Below are 16,488 nucleotides of genomic sequence, written 5' to 3'. Positions count from 1 at the left end.
CCCTAATGAGTACGTAAAATCACCATTGTTTCCTTCTCGCATAAATAAATGTAATAATCACAATGAGTGCCATTAAACCCAAGGTGAAATAATATCCGTTCTTATGATGAAGCTCTGGCATATTGTCGAAATTCATTCCATATAATCCGGCAATAAACGTTATCGGTAAAAAATAAACGGAGTAGATGGCCAAAACTTTCATGACCTGGTTGGCTTTTTGGTCAGACAATGCCAGAAACATGGAAATAAGGTTGGTGATCTGCAGATTCAGATGATCAAAATCGGCCACCACATCTTTGTGCTTATCTTTTAAGTCGAATACTTCGGAGTCCTGTAATCCAAGTAGTCTAAATTTATCGATCGCATCAGTGGAAATCGTAAGGACTCTTGAATTCAAACCAGATTTTCTTTTCAGCTTATATAAACGCCTGATCTGGTTGGTGTGATTGGTATTTTTAAGGAAAATCTCATTTTCAATATTATCCATCGTTTCCATGAGGCTTACTGATTCATCATCAAAACTCTTCATTACCAGTAAAGCGATCATTAAGGCAACTTTTTCCGGAGAGGCTTCCATATCTGTTCCGGAAAGCTGGTTTTTGGTTTCAGTGATGCTTTTGGTTTTCATCCTGTGAATCGTAATAATCGTATGATTAAGAAGGAAAATCCCGATTTTGGTGCTGATATCGCTGATGGTATTGAGGTTCTTTCTTTCGAGCTCGGTGCTTTCACGTAACAGGAAGAATTTTACATTTCCGTCCTCTTCATACTTGGGAAGGTGATTCGGATCCAAAGTGTCTTCCAGAAGAAGATTGTTGATCTCATATCTTTCATGAAGAAATTTCAGGTCTTCCACCGTAGGAGCCTCCACGTCTACCCATTCACATTGGGAATCTCTGTATATCGTATTAATTGGCATAAAGTAAAAATACTAATATTTTGAAAAACTATGTGTTAAATAAGTTTTATCTTTGCCAAAATTAAAAAACTATATGATTAAAAGTACAATAAAAGGAATCGGATTTTATGTTCCGGATAATGTTGTAACGAATGATGATCTAGCAAAATTAATGACTACAAATGATGAATGGATCACCGAAAGAACAGGAATTAAAGAAAGAAGACATAGAAAAAACAGGAATGATTCCCAGGAAACCAGTGCTTATTTAGGATTCAAAGCCTCAGAAAAGGCCCTTGAAAAAGCCGGGTTAACAGCTAAGGATATCGACTATATTATTTTTGCTACCCTTTCTCCGGATTATTATTTTCCGGGATGCGGCGTTTTGCTACAGGATATGTTAGGTTGTGATACTATCGGAGCTTTGGATGTAAGAAACCAGTGCTCAGGGTTTGTATATGCCGTGAGCGTGGCGAATGCTTTCATTAAATCCGGGACTTATAAAAATATTTTGGTAGTGGGAGCGGAGATTCATTCTTTCGGACTGGATTTCTCTGATGAAGGAAGGGGAGTTTCCGTAATCTTTGGTGATGGAGCAGGAGCCATTGTTCTTTCCGCTACAGAAGATGAAAATGCAGGAGATATTTTAGCAGTGAATATGCATTCCGAAGGGAAATATGCTGATGAATTGTGTACACAGTTTCCGGGTTCCAAATTCGGCTGGAGCGACAGAATGAGAAAAGAACCTGAAAACGTAACGAACAAAGAAGTATATCCGATCATGAACGGAAACTTCGTCTTCAAACATGCGGTAACAAGATTTCCTGAAACCATGATGGAAGCCCTGAATAAAGCTGGAAAAACGATTGAAGATCTGGATATGTTCATTCCGCATCAGGCGAATTTAAGAATTGCCCAGTTCGTACAGCAAAAATTTGGATTGCCGGATGAAAAGATTCACAACAACATCCAAAAGTACGGAAATACAACAGCAGCTTCTATTCCGATTGCTTTAAGTGAGGCGATTGAAGAAGGAAAGATCAAAAGAGGTGACCTGGTCTTGCTTTCGGCATTTGGAAGCGGGTTTACATGGGGGAGTGTTTTATTTGAATATTAATCGAATTAAGAAGCAAATTGCTATCATATAAAAGTCTGCAGATTTCTGCGGACTTTTTTCATTGAACCACAAAAGCTTTATGAAGAATTATTTAAAACACTTTAGTAGCTTAAGTTTAAAAGTAATATTTGTTTAAAGTTCACGTAAGTTGAAAATCAAAGATTTTCAATAAAAAAATGTGGTCTTATTAGCAATGCTATAATAAAACTTAAAAACTAATGTGTTAAAGCTTTTGTGCCTTTTGTGGTTCAATTATTAATAAAAAATCGCCGGTTAAAAACTGGCGATTTTTTATTAAAGGCTTTTCAATAGCTTTTCAGTGTCTGAATAATCCTGTCCGGTACTTTTCGCCAGCTCAATGGATTTCTCTGCCCAAAGTTTAGCATTCTTTTTATCACCAACTTTATTATAAAGATTGGCTAGAGTATCTGTATTGGCATAATTCTGATTTTTCTTTACAGATTCCTGCGCCCAGGCTACCGCTTTTTCCAAAGAAGTTTTGTCGTTAACATTTTCAAAGAAATTCCAGGCGACAGAATTCAGTTCGTCAGAACTTGCAGCGGAATAATCTTTATAAGTTTCTAAAGCCAGCTTTTCATACGTTGCAAAATCCTTCTCCTTTAAAGCTCTATTCGATTTTGCTTTTGTCAGAATTTTTGCTGCTTCTTCTTTACTTAAGAATTTCTGAGTTTCAGTCATGAAATAGTTGTCATTCCAGGTTTTGGCATCGGTATTATACGACTTTTTAATAACTGTATTTAGTTTAATGTTCTTATCGAACTTTTCATATTTATCTGCAGGTAAAATTTTAGTGATCTCTGCTTTCTTTTCCTGAAATATCTTATATAAAGGGCTCTCTGTACTTTGTGTTGCGGAAAGCAGCATCTGAATATCTTCCTGATTCAGCTCTGCTTTAGCCTTGAAATAGCGGTCCAACACTTTTCCGGCAAATTCAGCATCATTATAGATGGTTAATCCGGCAAGATTTTTTAAAAATTCAGGATCTTTTTCTCCTTTTTCGAACTTTTGTTTTAAAGCAGTTAGTCTTTTATTAGGATCTTCCGCATCTTTTGCGAATTGGATGAAATCATTTTCCTCCACATACCCTAAAGTTCTGTGTACTTCCTCGCCATTTCCGTTAATGAATAGATAAGTAGGGAAGGCTTTTACATTGTATTTCTTGGCAATATCAATTCCTTCTCCTTTTTCCATATCAATTTTGGCATTGATGAAATGGCTGTTATAATAATCGCCTACGGATTTAAGCGGAAAAATATTTTTTACCATCAGCTTACAAGGTCCGCACCATGAAGCATAAGCATCAATAAATACAAGTTTATTTTCTTTTTTCGCTTTGGCTAAAATAGTAGCGAAATTGCTGTCTTCAAACTGAATTCCCTGTGCAAAGGCAAAAGCACCGATAAACAGAGAAGAAAATATGGTTAATTTTTTCATAATACTTTTTTATTGGCTACAAATGTAATAATTATGTAAACACATAAGTCGTTCTGCAGTGAAAATAGTTACAGAATGTCCATGTTTTTTAAAGAGCAAAAAAAACCGCAGCTGAACTGCGGGTTTTAGTCATTTACTTTGTTTTTGTACTGTCGATTTTTATCGTATCAGAAGGAGTTACAGGTACAGGTTCTGAATGCGCAACCGCCGTATCTCCCATCGTATTTCTCATAGAGTCTTTATTACGACTTTCTTTAAATTCTTCTCTTTTTTCTTTGTTCTGAGCACAGCTTCCTAAAAATAGTAAGCCCAGGACTGCTCCCATCCATAGTTTTTTCATAGTAATTATTTTAATGTTCGTATAATCAAATATAATGATTATCGGATAAAGGTAAAAGATGTTTGTTAAACCTGAACAGTTAGCAATACACTCAAAAAATCCACAGAGCTTTCATCTGTGGATTTTCCATTTTACGTTAAACATATTGTATTTATTTAACAGGTGTTGTGGCTGCAGAATCCATCTTAATCTTAATACTGTCAGGATTGGTCATTTTCGTAGTCATTGTATCTGTCGTAGCAGGCGATACATTTTGTCTCGTATTGTCTACTGCTGTCGAATCGGTACTACTTGATGACATAGAGGATTCTTTGGTTCCACAACTTACTGCGAGTAATCCTAACCCAAGGGCTGCTAACATTAACTTTTTCATATTATTTATTTTAGGTGTTTGGTGTGGTAAGGAAAGTCCAATAATTATTCCGAAGAAAACTTTCGGCATATTAAAAAAAAATAAATTGATTTAAAGTTTGTTAAATAAAAAGCTCCGGAATTTTCCGGAGCCTATATTATTACTTATTATGGATTACTTATCCTAAATACGGATATCTATAATCCTTAGGAGAAACAAAAGTTTCTTTGATGCTTCTTACTGAAGTCCATCTTAGCAAGTTCATTTTAGAACCAGCTTTATCATTGGTTCCTGAAGCTCTTCCTCCACCGAAAGGTTGTTGCCCTACAACAGCACCGGTTGGTTTGTCATTAATGTAGAAGTTCCCTGAAGCATTTTCCAACGCTTTGAAAGCTTCATTGATGGCATAACGGTCTTGTGCGAAAACAGAACCCGTTAATGAATATGGAGAAGTGGAATCTACCAGTTTCAATGTTTCTTTCCAATCCATATCTTCATATACATAGATGGACAAAATAGGCCCGAAGATTTCTTCCACCATACTTTCGTAATGCGGATTGGTCGTTTCGATCACAGTCGGGTGGACAAACCATCCTTTAGAGTCATCACATTTTCCACCAATCACTACGTTGGCTTCGCTGGACATATTGGCTCTTTCAATATAGCCTTTACATTTTTCAAATGAATTCTTATCGATGACAGCATTGATGAAATTGGACGGGTCTTCCGGAGAACCGATCTTGATGGAATTTAACTGAGTTTCCATTACTTTTTTCACATCTGCCCAAAGAGATTTAGGAATATAAGCTCTTGAAGCCGCAGAACATTTTTGTCCCTGATATTCGAAAGCACCTCTTACTAAAGCAGTGGCTACAGCCTCTACATTAGATGAAGGGTGAGCGATTACGAAATCTTTTCCACCTGTTTCTCCAACAATTCTCGGATATGTTCTATAGTTATGGATATTATCTCCGATCATTTTCCACATTCCCTGGAATACTCTTGTAGAACCGGTGAAATGTAATCCTGCAAAATCAGGATGTGCCAATACTTTTTCAGCTGTTTCCTTTCCGTCTGTGAAGATCATATTGATCACTCCGGCAGGAAGACCTGCTTCCGTTAAAACATCCATAATAACTTTAGCAGAATAGATTTGCTTATCTGAAGGTTTCCAAACCACTACGTTTCCTAACATTGCCATACAAGTAGGAAGGTTTCCTGAAATCGCTGTAAAGTTAAAAGGAGTTACCGCAAAGCAAAATCCTTCAAGCGGTCTGTATTCCACACGATTCCAGATTCCATTATCAGAAACCGGTTGCTCAGAATACATTTCCGTCATAAACTCTACATTGAATCGTAAGAAATCAATGAATTCACAAGCAGAATCAATTTCAGCCTGATGTACATTTTTAGACTGCCCGATCATAGTCGCTGCATTGATTACATCTCTGTACGGACCTGCTAAAAGATCAGCTGCCTTTAAGAAAATAGCGGCACGTTGTTCCCAACCCAGCTCATTCCATTCTTTTTTTGCGGCCAATGCTGCATTGATGGCGTCATCTACATGCTGCATGGTCCCTCTGTGGTAGAATCCGAAATCATGCGCATGATCCTGAGGAGACTGAAGCTGAACTTTATCATCCGTTCTTACTTCCTTTCCGTTGATCACCATTGGGATTTCCGTTTTTTCGGCCCACATTTTCTTGTAGGTAGCGATAAGGCTTTTAACTTCCGGGGAACCCGGTGCATAAGAATTTACTGGTTCGTTGACTGCTAATGGTACTTGCGAAATTGCTTTTGACATATTATGTTGTATTATTTTTTAATTTGCGAATGATACAAATTTACGACATTTATTTGATGTCAATGGTTAATTTTACTTCGCAAGTGAATAGTGAATTTTTAAATCAGATAAGAAATTGACTATGAAATAACTTGACCCTTCACTTATTGACAGTATACCATTACATCTTTTCATTTTCTAATATTTTGAGGACCAGTTTTTCCTCTTGGGTAAGATCCGCCTTGTCATCATTGGCTTCAATATCTTCCAGCTCATCAAGGTACTTTTTAATGGTGTTGTTTTCGTAAAGATTAATAACTAAAGGATGCACGTAATACTTTTTGCACACAGCAACAGTATTGCCGAGGTGAGAAGCTACAATGTCTAAAGCCTCTTTCACCTTCTTTTTATATTGAGTATTATTTTCGGCGTAACCAATTTCTTTAAAAGCAATTAATGCGCTCACGGTTCCGGACCATGTTCTGAAATCTTTAGCCGTAAAGTCTTCCCCGCTGATCTCTTTGATATATTCATTCACCATTCCCGAATCTATGGAATGGCGGTTTCCTTCATCATCATAATACTGGAAAAGCTCTTTTCCGGGGATATCTTTACACTTTTGTACCAATCTCGATAATCGGCGGCTCCTTAAATCGACGTTATGCATAATACCTTTCTTCCCTTTAAAGGAAAAGGTGATTTTCTGTCCGTTGATTTTTACGTGCTTATCCTTAAGAGTAGTTAATCCAAAGGAACCATATAATTTTTCATAGGCATTATTCCCGATGCGGATATTCGTCCGTTGCATCAGGCTTACAATGAGGGCAAGGATTTTTCTTTTTTCGAAATTCCTCAGGGCCAGATCTTTTTCAATTTGCAAACGCATTTGAGGTAAAGCATATCCAAACTGAAGCATCCGGTAAAATTTCGTATGGTTTCTTAAAGCGCTCCATAACGGATGATAACGGTATTGCTTTCTTTTTTTAGCATCCAGTCCTGTAGCCTGAAGATGGCCATTGTCCAAAGCGCATATCCACACGTTTTCCCATGCGGGAGGAATAACCAGCTTATTGATCCGGGATATTTCGTCTTTATTCCTGATCTTTTCTCCGTCTTTATAATAAGAGTATTTTTTTCCTGTTTTCTTCCTTGTGATACCGGCGGTTTCTGCATCGGTAGTATATACAAGATGTACTGCCTTTGCAGAAGCTTCCGGATCATTCATGATTTTGACGATTTTTGAAGGCTTCAGGTGGGAAATGATTTCCAGTTCTGTGTTCTTCTCCATAAGATATGGTTAAGAGTTTCTACCCTTCGAAAAGATGAGAAAAATAATGACTACAACGGCACAGACTAAAAGTATTCCCCACCACATTCCGGCCTCAAAAATGGTCTCCACTGCCTCACAACTGGTTAATAGTAATAAACTGAATATAGTAAAACCGTAAAAATTTAACTTTTTCATGATATTTGTATTTGGCGATTAGTATTACACTCTTTGATGATCAGGCCTCCAGATTGTAATAGATCTTTTGATCTCATCTCCTGAAATGCTTTCATGAAGTGCTTTATACAAAAGTTCTTTAAACTCTTCGTCTTCAGCAAATCTTAAAGCGGCAATCTGGCTGAAGCTTAATTTCTCAACAATGCCGTCCGATCTTTTATTGAAAATCTCAAAATACCGCTGCCTGAATTCAAGGATAACAATACGGTTCTGAATACCCAATGCATAATGCTGTCTGACCATAATGGCCAGATAAAAAAGCAGGAACATAACAATGGAAAATAAAATCCAGACCAGTTTATTCTCAGGATCATTCCAGATATTGTAAATGCCCAGAGCTTCGAGCAAAATCAATAAAGGAAGATAAATAAAATGATGTGGCGGATAATATTTTCTATGATTTTTATAATTCTGCTTTTTCATATAATGAGATATAGCAATAATCTTTCCAAAACCTTATATTATTAATAATAATTACTGTTTTTATGGTTGAAAACAATATAGATTTTCAAATATGTCTTAAAAAATTATCATTTAACTGAGCTTTAGGTTTTGCGGTTAAATTTTTTGTAACTTTCGGTGTTTAAAAATTAGAAAATGACTTCAAAGGAAAAAGTAGCTGCACTTCGCGAAGAAATGCAGAAAAATAATGTTGATGCATTTATAGTATATTCAGCCGATCCGCATATGAGCGAATACCTGCCGGAAGAATGGCAGGAAAGAGCATGGTTGTCAGGATTTTTAGGTTCTGCAGGGTTTGTGGTAGTTACCAAAGACAAAGCCGGGCTTTGGACAGACGGGAGATACTTCACCCAGGCAGCTATTGAACTGGAAGGTTCCGGAATCGATCTTTTCAAAGACGGAATTGAAGGCACCCCTAACTATATCGACTGGATCATTTCTGAAATTCCGGCAGGTGGAAAAGTAGCAGTCAATGCTTTAGCAGCATCCAATGCCAACTGGGAACTACTTTCCCAAAAATTGAACTCAAAAAATATAACGTTAGTGGATCTTCCTCTTTTAAAGGAGGTATGGAAAGAGAGAGGAGCTCCATCCAAGAACCCGATATTCGTACATCCTGTAGAAAGAGCAGGGAAATCAGTAAATGATAAAATTGCAGCGATCCGCCAGAAAATGGAAGATCAGGAAGCTACGGTTCATATCATTTCAAGCCTGGATGATGTAGCCTGGACGTTGAATTTACGCGGAAGTGATGTGGAAAGTAATCCTGTATTTTTAGGCTATATCATCATTACTAAAAATGATGCGATCTTATTTACTGATCTGGAAAAACTGGAAGTAGAGGCAAGAAAACAGCTGGATGATTCATTTGTAAAAATGATGCCGTATGAAGAGTTTTTCAATCATTTGAAAACCTTCAAAAATGAAAAAGTATTGGTTTCTCCGAATAGCAATCAATTAATTTTTGAAACGTTAAAAGCCGATAATCAATTTATCAAAGCTCCTGTTCCGGGAAATCTGATGAAGGCACAGAAAAACGAAGCTGAATTGGAAGGATTCAGAAAAGTAATGGTGAGGGACGGAGTAGCGATGGTGAAATTCCTTTATTGGCTGACTCATCAAGCGGGAAAAGAGGCCATGAATGAATATTCCATCGGAGAGAAATTGAGAGGTTTCCGTGCAGAAGGAGAAAATTTTGTTGGAGAAAGTTTCGGAAGTATTGTAGGATATAAGGATAATGGAGCGATCATGCATTATTCTGCAAAAAGCGAAGGAAGCAAAGAAGTCACTAATGATGCAAGTATCCTGGTAGATTCAGGAGGTCAGTATCTTGAAGGAACTACAGATATTACCAGAACGTTGGCTTTAGGAGCGGTTTCCGAAGAATTTAAAAGAAACTCAACTTTAGTGTTGCAGGGAATGATCCGTTTATCAATGGTAAAATTCCCAAGAGGAACGAAAGGAGTACAACTGGATGCTATCGCAAGACTTCCTCTTTGGATGGAAGGAAAAGATTATAATCATGGAACCGGACACGGAGTAGGAAGCTTTATGAATGTTCATGAAGGCCCGCAGAACATCAGAAAAGATATGAATCCGCAGGAACTGCTTCCGGGAATGGTATGTTCCAATGAACCGGGCTTTTATGTAGAAGGAGAATACGGAATCCGTCATGAAAACCTGATCGCCGTAAAAGAATCGGAAAAAACACCATTCGGAACGTTCTATGAATTTGAAACATTAACGTTCTGTCCGTTCTTTAAGGACACGATTGTGAAGGAGATCCTTTCAGAAAAAGAAATTGAATGGTTAAATGCTTATCATAAAACTTGTGAAGAAAAAATCGGTCCTCATCTGGAAGGCGAGGTTAAAGATTGGTTCCTGCAATTGGTAAGCCCGCTTTAATTAATGAAAAATAAACATAAAACGCCCGGCAACATTTGTTGCCGGGCATTTTTTTATCAGATTACCGTATTTTTACGGATATCGCTTTAGGGATTTTCCTGAAATATTGAAGTGGGGCAGGCTCTATCTTTGTCCTATCAAAAGAACATCATTCATAACTTCATATAACTTAGTAAATTCAAAAGCGGTAAAATCATCTCAGTCCTGAGGTGATTTTATTTTATGCTCTCAATGGACATTCCTTCATGAGTTAACACAAGACTTTCCGTAGCTACCTGAGAATCATTGCTGATCAATACAGGTCCTATGTATTGGGAAGGAAAGCAGTTCTGAAGCTTCCAGATGATTAAAGGATTATGCTGTTCGTCAAGTAATTTGATCACAACGTCCCGTCTTTCCACAGTTCCGAAATATTTCGTTCTGATCCAGTTGAAAAAATCGTTATCTCCCTTTACAATGGTTCTTTTTAAGGTGACATCGGAAAATTTTAATAATCCCGGTGTTTTCATTTCAGAGTCCAGTTTGGAGCTTCCTTCTCTTACGGAAATAACATCAATATGCATGTCTAATCCGGAAACTTCCAGAAAATCGATTCTGTTTCCGCCCCATTCCACCTGGAAATGGTAACGGTTGATAACTTTTGGTGGCATGATTAACAGTTTTTAGTTTATTTAAAGATACTGATTTTTAAATAATTGCTTATTGATAAATGAGGATTGATCAATGTGAAAATCTTTCATCTACAATTTAAAATGTATAATTTTCACATAGACAATCTGTATGACTTTCCACTGCAAAAATTGCCGCTAAAAAACTTACCTTTGCAGTATGAATAACGATACCATTTGCGCACTGGCTACAGCCAATGGAATAGGAGCTCTGGGAATCATAAGAGTTTCGGGAAATGATGCTTTACCGATAGTTCAGAAAAGTTTTCCGACAAAGCAGTTGGAGAAACAAAAATCCCATACCATCCATTACGGGTATTTCATGGATGGGGAAGAGGCGATTGATGAGGTGATGCTTTCCATTTTCCTGGCTCCGAAAAGTTTCACTACTGAAAACTCAGTGGAGATTGCTTTTCACGGTTCGCCGCACATTGGAAAGCGTATCCTTGAAACCCTGATCAAAAACGGGGCGAGAATGGCCAAAGCAGGTGAATTTACGCTTCGTGCTTTCATCAACGGAAGAATAGACCTCTCTCAGGCAGAAGCTATTGCAGATGTGATTGCCTCTGAAAATGAAGCCTCCAGAAAAGTAGCCATCAATCAGCTGAAAGGAGGGATTACCAATGAAATATCGTTATTAAGAACAGATCTCCTGAATTTCGTCTCCCTGATCGAACTGGAGCTTGATTTTGCTGAGGAAGATGTAGAGTTTGCAGACAGAATGGCTTTAACACAGTTATTGAATAAAATTGAGTTGAAATTAAATTCATTAATTGAAAGTTTCCAATACGGAAATGCTATCAAAAACGGAACCGCCGTTGCGATCATCGGAAAACCGAATGCCGGAAAATCCACGTTACTCAATGCTTTATTGAAAGAAGAAAGAGCTATTGTAAGCAATATTGCAGGAACTACGAGAGATACCATCGAAGAGGTTTTGCATATAAAAGGCCATGCTTTCCGTCTGATCGATACCGCAGGATTGCGTGAAACAGCAGATGAAATCGAAGCCATTGGGGTTAAAAAAGCCAAAGAAAAGGTGGAAAATGCCAATATTCTGGTCTATTTGGCAGATGCTGCTACGGAAGATTTTTCAGAAGATATTGAAATGATCCAGTCTTTACTAAGAGATGATCTGAAGCTGATTATTTGCGCAACCAAGATCGATGAAGTAGTTCCAACAAAATATGAAGCGGTAGAAGATATTTTCCGAAAAGCAATTACTACTGATTTTGATTTCATCAGAATTTCTGCGGTTGAAAACCAGAATATCCAGGATCTGAAAAATGAATTGTCTTCTTATGTGGAACAGCTAAAATCCGAAGAAAATAATGTGATTATTACCAATCAACGCCACTTTGAAGCGTTGCAAAAGTCTTTGGATGCAGTTCATAAAGTGAAAGAAGCGATTACGTTTCAAATCTCCACGGAACTATTGGCGTATGAACTTCGTAATGCGTTGGAGCATTTAGGAGAAATTTCCGGGGAAGTGACGAATGATGAGGTGTTGGGGAATATTTTTTCTAAGTTTTGTATCGGGAAATAACCTAGCAAATCAACAACAGCCTATACTCCCCATCTTTCTCCACAGGAGCCCGATGTACACAAGGCAACACTTTTTGTTCAGGATGATCCACTGCTAATCTCCAAAGATGTCCCAATCCTAAATTAACAGGTTCTGCATTGGGTTTGGGGTGATAATGAAGATCAAAGTAGTTCTCCTTTAAGAATGTTTCAAATTCCTCTTCCGGGCCATGGTGTAATGTTTTCAGTTTTTCCCGGATTTCAGGAACCAAAATCTTTTGTACCACCTGATCATTGGAGATGATGTCGCTTGCAGCACCATGGTAAGTACATAAAAAAGTATCAGTACCAATGGGGGAACGATCTACATGGAAGGAATACACATCTGTTGAAATGAAATCGAATTCTTCATCCCGTTCATAACATTTAAGTAAATTGAGAGAAGGAGAAGCTCCGAAATTTGATAATAATTTTATATCATTTAATATAATTTGCCTTGCAATTTTACCTTTTTCGGATAATTGTAGTGATAAAAGATCTTCGGGTGAAACCTCTGTAATGTTTTCTTTTAGCCAGAGCTGAGAGACTATTTCTTCAAAATTTCCATCCAGATTTCTGTACCAGCAAAGTGCATTAGTATTTTCCTGGAAAGGCGTGTCAACCAATTCTGAAAAGGTGTCAACTATTTTGATTTGATCCGTATGAAAAAGCTTGTTGTTCATATTGTTTGAGTAAAAGTGTTTACTCATCTAATTCTAAGCAAAAATACTGAATAAGTCAGAATAGTAAGGTGTTGATGGATGTAAAGTATTAGAAAGTATAATCAGTACTTGGTCATGAGCTCCATAAGCATCAATATAGAGATGATTTTCTTGGAAGATTCATATTCCGGGTTCAGTTGATCCCTTATTTCTCCCAATGCCTTGCTTAGCTTATTGCTTACGGTTTTATTGCTAAGCCCTAAAGCTTCGGCTGTTTCCGGAACAGACATATTTTTCCGGATTCTCATATCATACACCTTTTGCTCTATAGGGGAAAGTTGAGAAACTACTTCATCAATCATGGTAAGTAGAGTGGAAATTTCGTTGTTCTCAAGAATTTCAAAATATTCGGTATCCGTTATTTCCGGATCCGGAAAATCAAACTCGTCGATACTTATCGTAGCAGATATTTTTTTTGAAGTATTGTAATAGTCAATCACCCGGTAATGAAGATAGCGCAATAGATAGCCTTTCGCACTTTCCGATTCATCGGTCTGTATCGTATCCGTATTCTCTAAAACTTTTACCCAAAGATTCTGCAACAGCTCTTCTGAAATCTCTTTATCCCTCGTTCTCGCAAAAACAAAGCTGTAAAGGCTGTCCCAGTAACGCTCATACAATACCATAAAAGCAGGGCGGTCTCCTGATTTTATTTTTTTCAATAATGTGTGATCTGTATAATTCATGATTGGTACCGCAAAATTACTTAAAGCTAAATTAACTTTTTGTGAACTTTAGCCGGGATAAGGTTAATTATTTCTGAAAAATTTTCATGAAAATGAGATCATAATGTTAATAAGTCACTCTATCTGGTTGAAAATAACCGTGAAAGGGTTTTAATATGAATAGAACATTAACTGAAGCGCAGGGAAGTTTTTCATTTTCACAGTCTTATAGATAGTAGCATTTGTGAACTGACAATGAAAAGTATAAAATATAAGCAGATCGAAGCTTTTGTCTTCAAACTTTGGCAAAGAGAAACTTCCGGTGAAAAAATATCCCCAAAAGAAAACCAGGTGTTGGAAGAATGGAGAATCCATATAGAAAAAGAGGTGGACCAAACACATAGAAAAGAATCCAAAGAAAGGGTTTTACAGGCTCTGGAACCTTATTTTGTCCAAACCATACAAAATAACCGATTTCTGGGCTTTACCATTTATCAAATTGCCGCTGTTATCCTGTTACTTATTTCATTAGGAAGTCTGCTTACTTATCATACGTTTTTCAAACCTGATGTTTACACTGCTGTATCCGGAAACAGGAATATTCATTTGGCAGATGGTTCTGTAGTAACATTATTACCCGGAGCAGAACTTACGGTGGAAAAGTCCTTTCCTGCAGAAACTCGTATTGTGGATTTAAAAGGAGATGCTGTTTTCTCAGTGGCAAAATCTAAAATCCATCCTTTTATTGTACGGGCCGAAGGTTTCAGTACAAAAGTATTGGGAACTGTTTTTAAAATTTCACAGTCGGGGGCCAATAAAGCGGTCGATCTTTATGAAGGTAAAGTAGCCGTAACTTCAGCGGGAACTCCTGTTTCTTACCTGAAACCCAATCAGACCTGGACGAATTTCGGACTGGCCCGAACTGCTGCCGTAATCACATTCACTAAAAAATCCGGAAAAAAGATGCCTGAATTGTTGTCTTTAAGCTTTAATGATGTTGCCTTAAAAGAAGTTGCCGAAGTTCTACAGAAAAGCTATGAAATAAAGATCCTGTATCCTAAAGATACGGCCGGGAAAAAAATTACAGCAGATTTTACAGGCGGAAGTGCTGATGAAAATATGGAAGCATTGGCTTTTATCCTGGGTCTGGAAGTACAGAAAGATGATCAAACATACATATTGAAAAAATAAACTCAAAAAGTTATCCAAAATAAATTAGAAGGGAAGATATGAAAAGCTTGAAATGTGGTCTTACAGTAGCAGCGATATTTTTTACGATAACAGTGGAAGCGCAGGAATTGGTACAGAAAGTATCATTTTCCGCCCCCGCGAATAAACCGTTAATCGAGGTTTTGGAGGATTTTGCGGGAAAAAGAGGAATGAGGCTGGCTTATTCGAAAGCAGATATTAAAGATCTCAAAGTAACGTCTGTAAAATGCGAAAATATTTCGGTAAACAATTGCCTGAAAGATATTACCAACGGACTTCCTGTAATTTTCCGCCTGCGTGGGGATCTTATTTCAATAAAATATGACGGTACAGCTGTTTCCGCATCTGGGAATGGCAAGATTTCAGGGAAAATTGTTGATGAGGTGGGAAATCCGGTGATTGGAGCTGAAATTAGCACCGCAAAACAAACAACCGTTACGGATAATAACGGGGATTTTATCATCACTTTGCCTACCGGAATATATACCCTTACCGTAAGAGCTGAAAAGTATAGTACTTTACGGGTAGAAAAATTACCGGTCACCGGTAATGAAACCAATAATGTTTCTTTTGCTTTGAAACCGGTTCAGGATAAAATAGCCGATATTAAGGAGGTTGTTATTACAGGAGTTCGTAAAGCAGATACCCAGGCGGGCTTACTGACGCAGCAGAAAAAAGCGGCACAAATGAGTGACGGGATCTCGGCCGAACAGATATCCAAAACCCCGGATAACGATCTGGGCGGAACGCTAAAGAGAGTGACAGGAGTTACCACCATAGACAATAAATATGTAGTAGTGCGGTCTATGGGAGAACGTTGGAACACTGCAGCGATGGATGGGATCAATCTTCCCAGTACCGAAGCGTACAATCAGAATTTCTCTTTCGATATCATTCCTACGGCTATGGTAGAAAGCGTCATTGTGAGTAAAACGGCTACTCCCGATATGAATGCCAGTTTTGCAGGCGGATATGTAGAAGTAAAAACAAAAGATATCCCTAACGAAAACTTTACAACGGTAAGTGTGGGAACATCCTATAATGATCAGTCGACATTTAAAGAATTCCTGACCCGGGAACGAGGAAAATATGACTATTTCGGATATGATGACGGAACAAGAGATTTTCCCAAAGGGCTTCAGGCATTGAGCTGGACCAACCCTTTGTTTTTTGAGCAATCCAAGAGATTTGTGAATGATAATTTTACAACGTATGCAACTAAGGCAGATTTAGGCTCTAATATACAACTGGCATTAGGAAGAACCTATCGTTTTAAGAACAACAATAAATGGGGCTTTGCAGGTGCCATTATCATAAGAAATGAACAGAATAAGCTGGAAATAGACCATACAGGAAGAGGAAACTGGCTGGATACAACGGAACTTGTCAACAATTGGCAGACCACTGGAGCTGCCCCTGTTAATTTTTATAACTTCAAAAATAAAGGCGCTTCCTATACCTATAATTCTACCCTTGCAGGAATGTTGAATTTTGGGTTACAGCTAGGCAAAAACAGGATTTCCTTCCGTAATTCATACACCCATATTTATGATAATACCCTTACCAGAATTACAGGTTGGAATGAATATACGGGCGGAAGCGGATTGCCAAGTAATGCAGAATTATCCTACAATTATTTTTATAACGGGATCATTCCGGATAATGATCCGGAGCAGATCAAATCTTTAGACAGACCTTATACGGATAATGTTGTTTATCCTGTTTATCAAACCCTTTTGCAAAATAAATTGGAGGGAAATCATAAGATAGGGAATATGGATATCGACTGGTTTGCGGCAAGAACCGGGGTGTCATCCGATACCAAAGATTATACAATGCACCCAA

The 16,488-nt window shown here is 37.7% G+C and carries 16 protein-coding genes; 5 read left to right on the top strand and 11 right to left on the bottom strand.

Features of this window, described 5'->3' with window-relative positions; genetic code table 11:
• Nucleotides 1-19 precede the first annotated feature (19 nt).
• Entirely contained in the window at nucleotides 20-919 is a 900-nt protein-coding gene (locus ACGHIN_RS07900; protein ID WP_390452353.1) for a magnesium transporter CorA family protein, read from the bottom strand.
• Between the two features lie 73 nt (nucleotides 920-992).
• Between ACGHIN_RS07900 and ACGHIN_RS07895 the strand changes: the two genes are divergently transcribed.
• Nucleotides 993-2,015, top strand: a complete 1,023-nt coding sequence (locus tag ACGHIN_RS07895) for a 3-oxoacyl-ACP synthase III family protein (protein ID WP_390452352.1) — start codon at nucleotides 993-995, stop codon at nucleotides 2,013-2,015.
• 294 nt (nucleotides 2,016-2,309) lie between these two features.
• Here ACGHIN_RS07895 and ACGHIN_RS07890 read toward each other — a convergent pair whose 3' ends face one another.
• From ACGHIN_RS07890 to ACGHIN_RS07860, 7 genes are all read right to left on the bottom strand, one after another.
• Nucleotides 2,310-3,470 (bottom strand): thioredoxin family protein, encoded by a 1,161-nt coding sequence (locus ACGHIN_RS07890; protein ID WP_390452350.1) that lies wholly within the window; start codon nucleotides 3,468-3,470, stop codon nucleotides 2,310-2,312.
• A gap of 133 nt (nucleotides 3,471-3,603) precedes the next feature.
• Nucleotides 3,604-3,810: a hypothetical protein gene (locus ACGHIN_RS07885; protein WP_390452348.1), complete on the bottom strand. Its 207-nt coding sequence runs from the start codon at nucleotides 3,808-3,810 to the stop codon at nucleotides 3,604-3,606.
• Nucleotides 3,811-3,961: 151 nt separating this feature from the next.
• On the bottom strand, nucleotides 3,962-4,111 hold the full coding sequence (locus ACGHIN_RS07880; protein ID WP_390452347.1) for a hypothetical protein: 150 nt from the start codon (nucleotides 4,109-4,111) through the stop codon (nucleotides 3,962-3,964).
• Between the two features lie 229 nt (nucleotides 4,112-4,340).
• On the bottom strand, nucleotides 4,341-5,966 hold the full coding sequence (pruA, locus tag ACGHIN_RS07875; protein ID WP_390452346.1) for an L-glutamate gamma-semialdehyde dehydrogenase: 1,626 nt from the start codon (nucleotides 5,964-5,966) through the stop codon (nucleotides 4,341-4,343).
• 160 nt (nucleotides 5,967-6,126) lie between these two features.
• On the bottom strand, nucleotides 6,127-7,233 hold the full coding sequence (locus ACGHIN_RS07870; protein WP_390452345.1) for a DNA topoisomerase IB: 1,107 nt from the start codon (nucleotides 7,231-7,233) through the stop codon (nucleotides 6,127-6,129).
• A 9-nt stretch (nucleotides 7,234-7,242) separates the two neighbouring features.
• A complete protein-coding gene (locus tag ACGHIN_RS07865) occupies nucleotides 7,243-7,410 on the bottom strand; it encodes a phosphatidate cytidylyltransferase (protein ID WP_390452344.1) in 168 nt (55 codons plus the stop codon).
• Nucleotides 7,411-7,434: 24 nt separating this feature from the next.
• Entirely contained in the window at nucleotides 7,435-7,872 is a 438-nt protein-coding gene (locus tag ACGHIN_RS07860) for a DUF6526 family protein (protein WP_390452342.1), read from the bottom strand.
• A 174-nt stretch (nucleotides 7,873-8,046) separates the two neighbouring features.
• On the opposite strand from ACGHIN_RS07860, the gene ACGHIN_RS07855 reads away from it, so the two are divergent.
• Nucleotides 8,047-9,816 (top strand): aminopeptidase P family protein, encoded by a 1,770-nt coding sequence (locus ACGHIN_RS07855; RefSeq protein ID WP_390452341.1) that lies wholly within the window; start codon nucleotides 8,047-8,049, stop codon nucleotides 9,814-9,816.
• Nucleotides 9,817-10,031: 215 nt separating this feature from the next.
• Here the strand turns inward: ACGHIN_RS07855 and ACGHIN_RS07850 are convergent, their stop codons facing one another.
• On the bottom strand, nucleotides 10,032-10,466 hold the full coding sequence (locus ACGHIN_RS07850; RefSeq protein WP_390452339.1) for a phage tail protein: 435 nt from the start codon (nucleotides 10,464-10,466) through the stop codon (nucleotides 10,032-10,034).
• Nucleotides 10,467-10,644: 178 nt separating this feature from the next.
• On the opposite strand from ACGHIN_RS07850, the gene mnmE reads away from it, so the two are divergent.
• Entirely contained in the window at nucleotides 10,645-12,030 is a 1,386-nt protein-coding gene (mnmE, locus tag ACGHIN_RS07845) for a tRNA uridine-5-carboxymethylaminomethyl(34) synthesis GTPase MnmE (protein ID WP_390452338.1), read from the top strand.
• A gap of 1 nt (nucleotide 12,031) precedes the next feature.
• Here the strand turns inward: mnmE and ACGHIN_RS07840 are convergent, their stop codons facing one another.
• Nucleotides 12,032-12,730 (bottom strand): DUF1826 domain-containing protein, encoded by a 699-nt coding sequence (locus ACGHIN_RS07840; RefSeq protein WP_390452336.1) that lies wholly within the window; start codon nucleotides 12,728-12,730, stop codon nucleotides 12,032-12,034.
• A 101-nt stretch (nucleotides 12,731-12,831) separates the two neighbouring features.
• A complete protein-coding gene (locus tag ACGHIN_RS07835; RefSeq protein ID WP_390452334.1) occupies nucleotides 12,832-13,431 on the bottom strand; it encodes an RNA polymerase sigma factor in 600 nt (199 codons plus the stop codon).
• 258 nt (nucleotides 13,432-13,689) lie between these two features.
• Between ACGHIN_RS07835 and ACGHIN_RS07830 the strand changes: the two genes are divergently transcribed.
• The gene (locus ACGHIN_RS07830; RefSeq protein WP_390452332.1) at nucleotides 13,690-14,625 is read left to right on the top strand and encodes a FecR family protein; all 936 of its coding nucleotides are present in this window, start codon (nucleotides 13,690-13,692) and stop codon (nucleotides 14,623-14,625) included.
• Nucleotides 14,626-14,663: 38 nt separating this feature from the next.
• Nucleotides 14,664-16,488, top strand: a 1,825-nt coding sequence (locus ACGHIN_RS07825) for a TonB-dependent receptor (protein WP_390452330.1), incomplete at its 3' end; no start/stop codon positions are given.

Source organism: Chryseobacterium barbadense, assembly GCF_042849955.1.
In the GTDB taxonomy this organism is placed as follows: domain Bacteria; phylum Bacteroidota; class Bacteroidia; order Flavobacteriales; family Weeksellaceae; genus Chryseobacterium.
This window is presented reverse-complemented; position numbering and strand designations above follow the sequence as displayed.

Excerpts from the sequence above, each read along its gene's own strand:
- mnmE (WP_390452338.1), top strand. The coding sequence starts at position 10,645 with ATGAATAACGATACCATTTGCGCACTGGCTACAGCCAATGGAATAGGA.
- pruA (WP_390452346.1), bottom strand. The coding sequence starts at position 5,966 with ATGTCAAAAGCAATTTCGCAAGTACCATTAGCAGTCAACGAACCAGTA.
- ACGHIN_RS07900 (WP_390452353.1), bottom strand. The coding sequence starts at position 919 with ATGCCAATTAATACGATATACAGAGATTCCCAATGTGAATGGGTAGAC.
- ACGHIN_RS07895 (WP_390452352.1), top strand. The coding sequence starts at position 993 with ATGATTAAAAGTACAATAAAAGGAATCGGATTTTATGTTCCGGATAAT.
- ACGHIN_RS07850 (WP_390452339.1), bottom strand. The coding sequence starts at position 10,466 with ATGCCACCAAAAGTTATCAACCGTTACCATTTCCAGGTGGAATGGGGC.
- ACGHIN_RS07860 (WP_390452342.1), bottom strand. The coding sequence starts at position 7,872 with ATGAAAAAGCAGAATTATAAAAATCATAGAAAATATTATCCGCCACAT.
- ACGHIN_RS07840 (WP_390452336.1), bottom strand. The coding sequence starts at position 12,730 with ATGAACAACAAGCTTTTTCATACGGATCAAATCAAAATAGTTGACACC.
- ACGHIN_RS07870 (WP_390452345.1), bottom strand. The coding sequence starts at position 7,233 with ATGGAGAAGAACACAGAACTGGAAATCATTTCCCACCTGAAGCCTTCA.
- ACGHIN_RS07890 (WP_390452350.1), bottom strand. The coding sequence starts at position 3,470 with ATGAAAAAATTAACCATATTTTCTTCTCTGTTTATCGGTGCTTTTGCC.
- ACGHIN_RS07855 (WP_390452341.1), top strand. The coding sequence starts at position 8,047 with ATGACTTCAAAGGAAAAAGTAGCTGCACTTCGCGAAGAAATGCAGAAA.
- ACGHIN_RS07865 (WP_390452344.1), bottom strand. The coding sequence starts at position 7,410 with ATGAAAAAGTTAAATTTTTACGGTTTTACTATATTCAGTTTATTACTA.
- ACGHIN_RS07830 (WP_390452332.1), top strand. The coding sequence starts at position 13,690 with ATGAAAAGTATAAAATATAAGCAGATCGAAGCTTTTGTCTTCAAACTT.
- ACGHIN_RS07885 (WP_390452348.1), bottom strand. The coding sequence starts at position 3,810 with ATGAAAAAACTATGGATGGGAGCAGTCCTGGGCTTACTATTTTTAGGA.
- ACGHIN_RS07880 (WP_390452347.1), bottom strand. The coding sequence starts at position 4,111 with ATGTCATCAAGTAGTACCGATTCGACAGCAGTAGACAATACGAGACAA.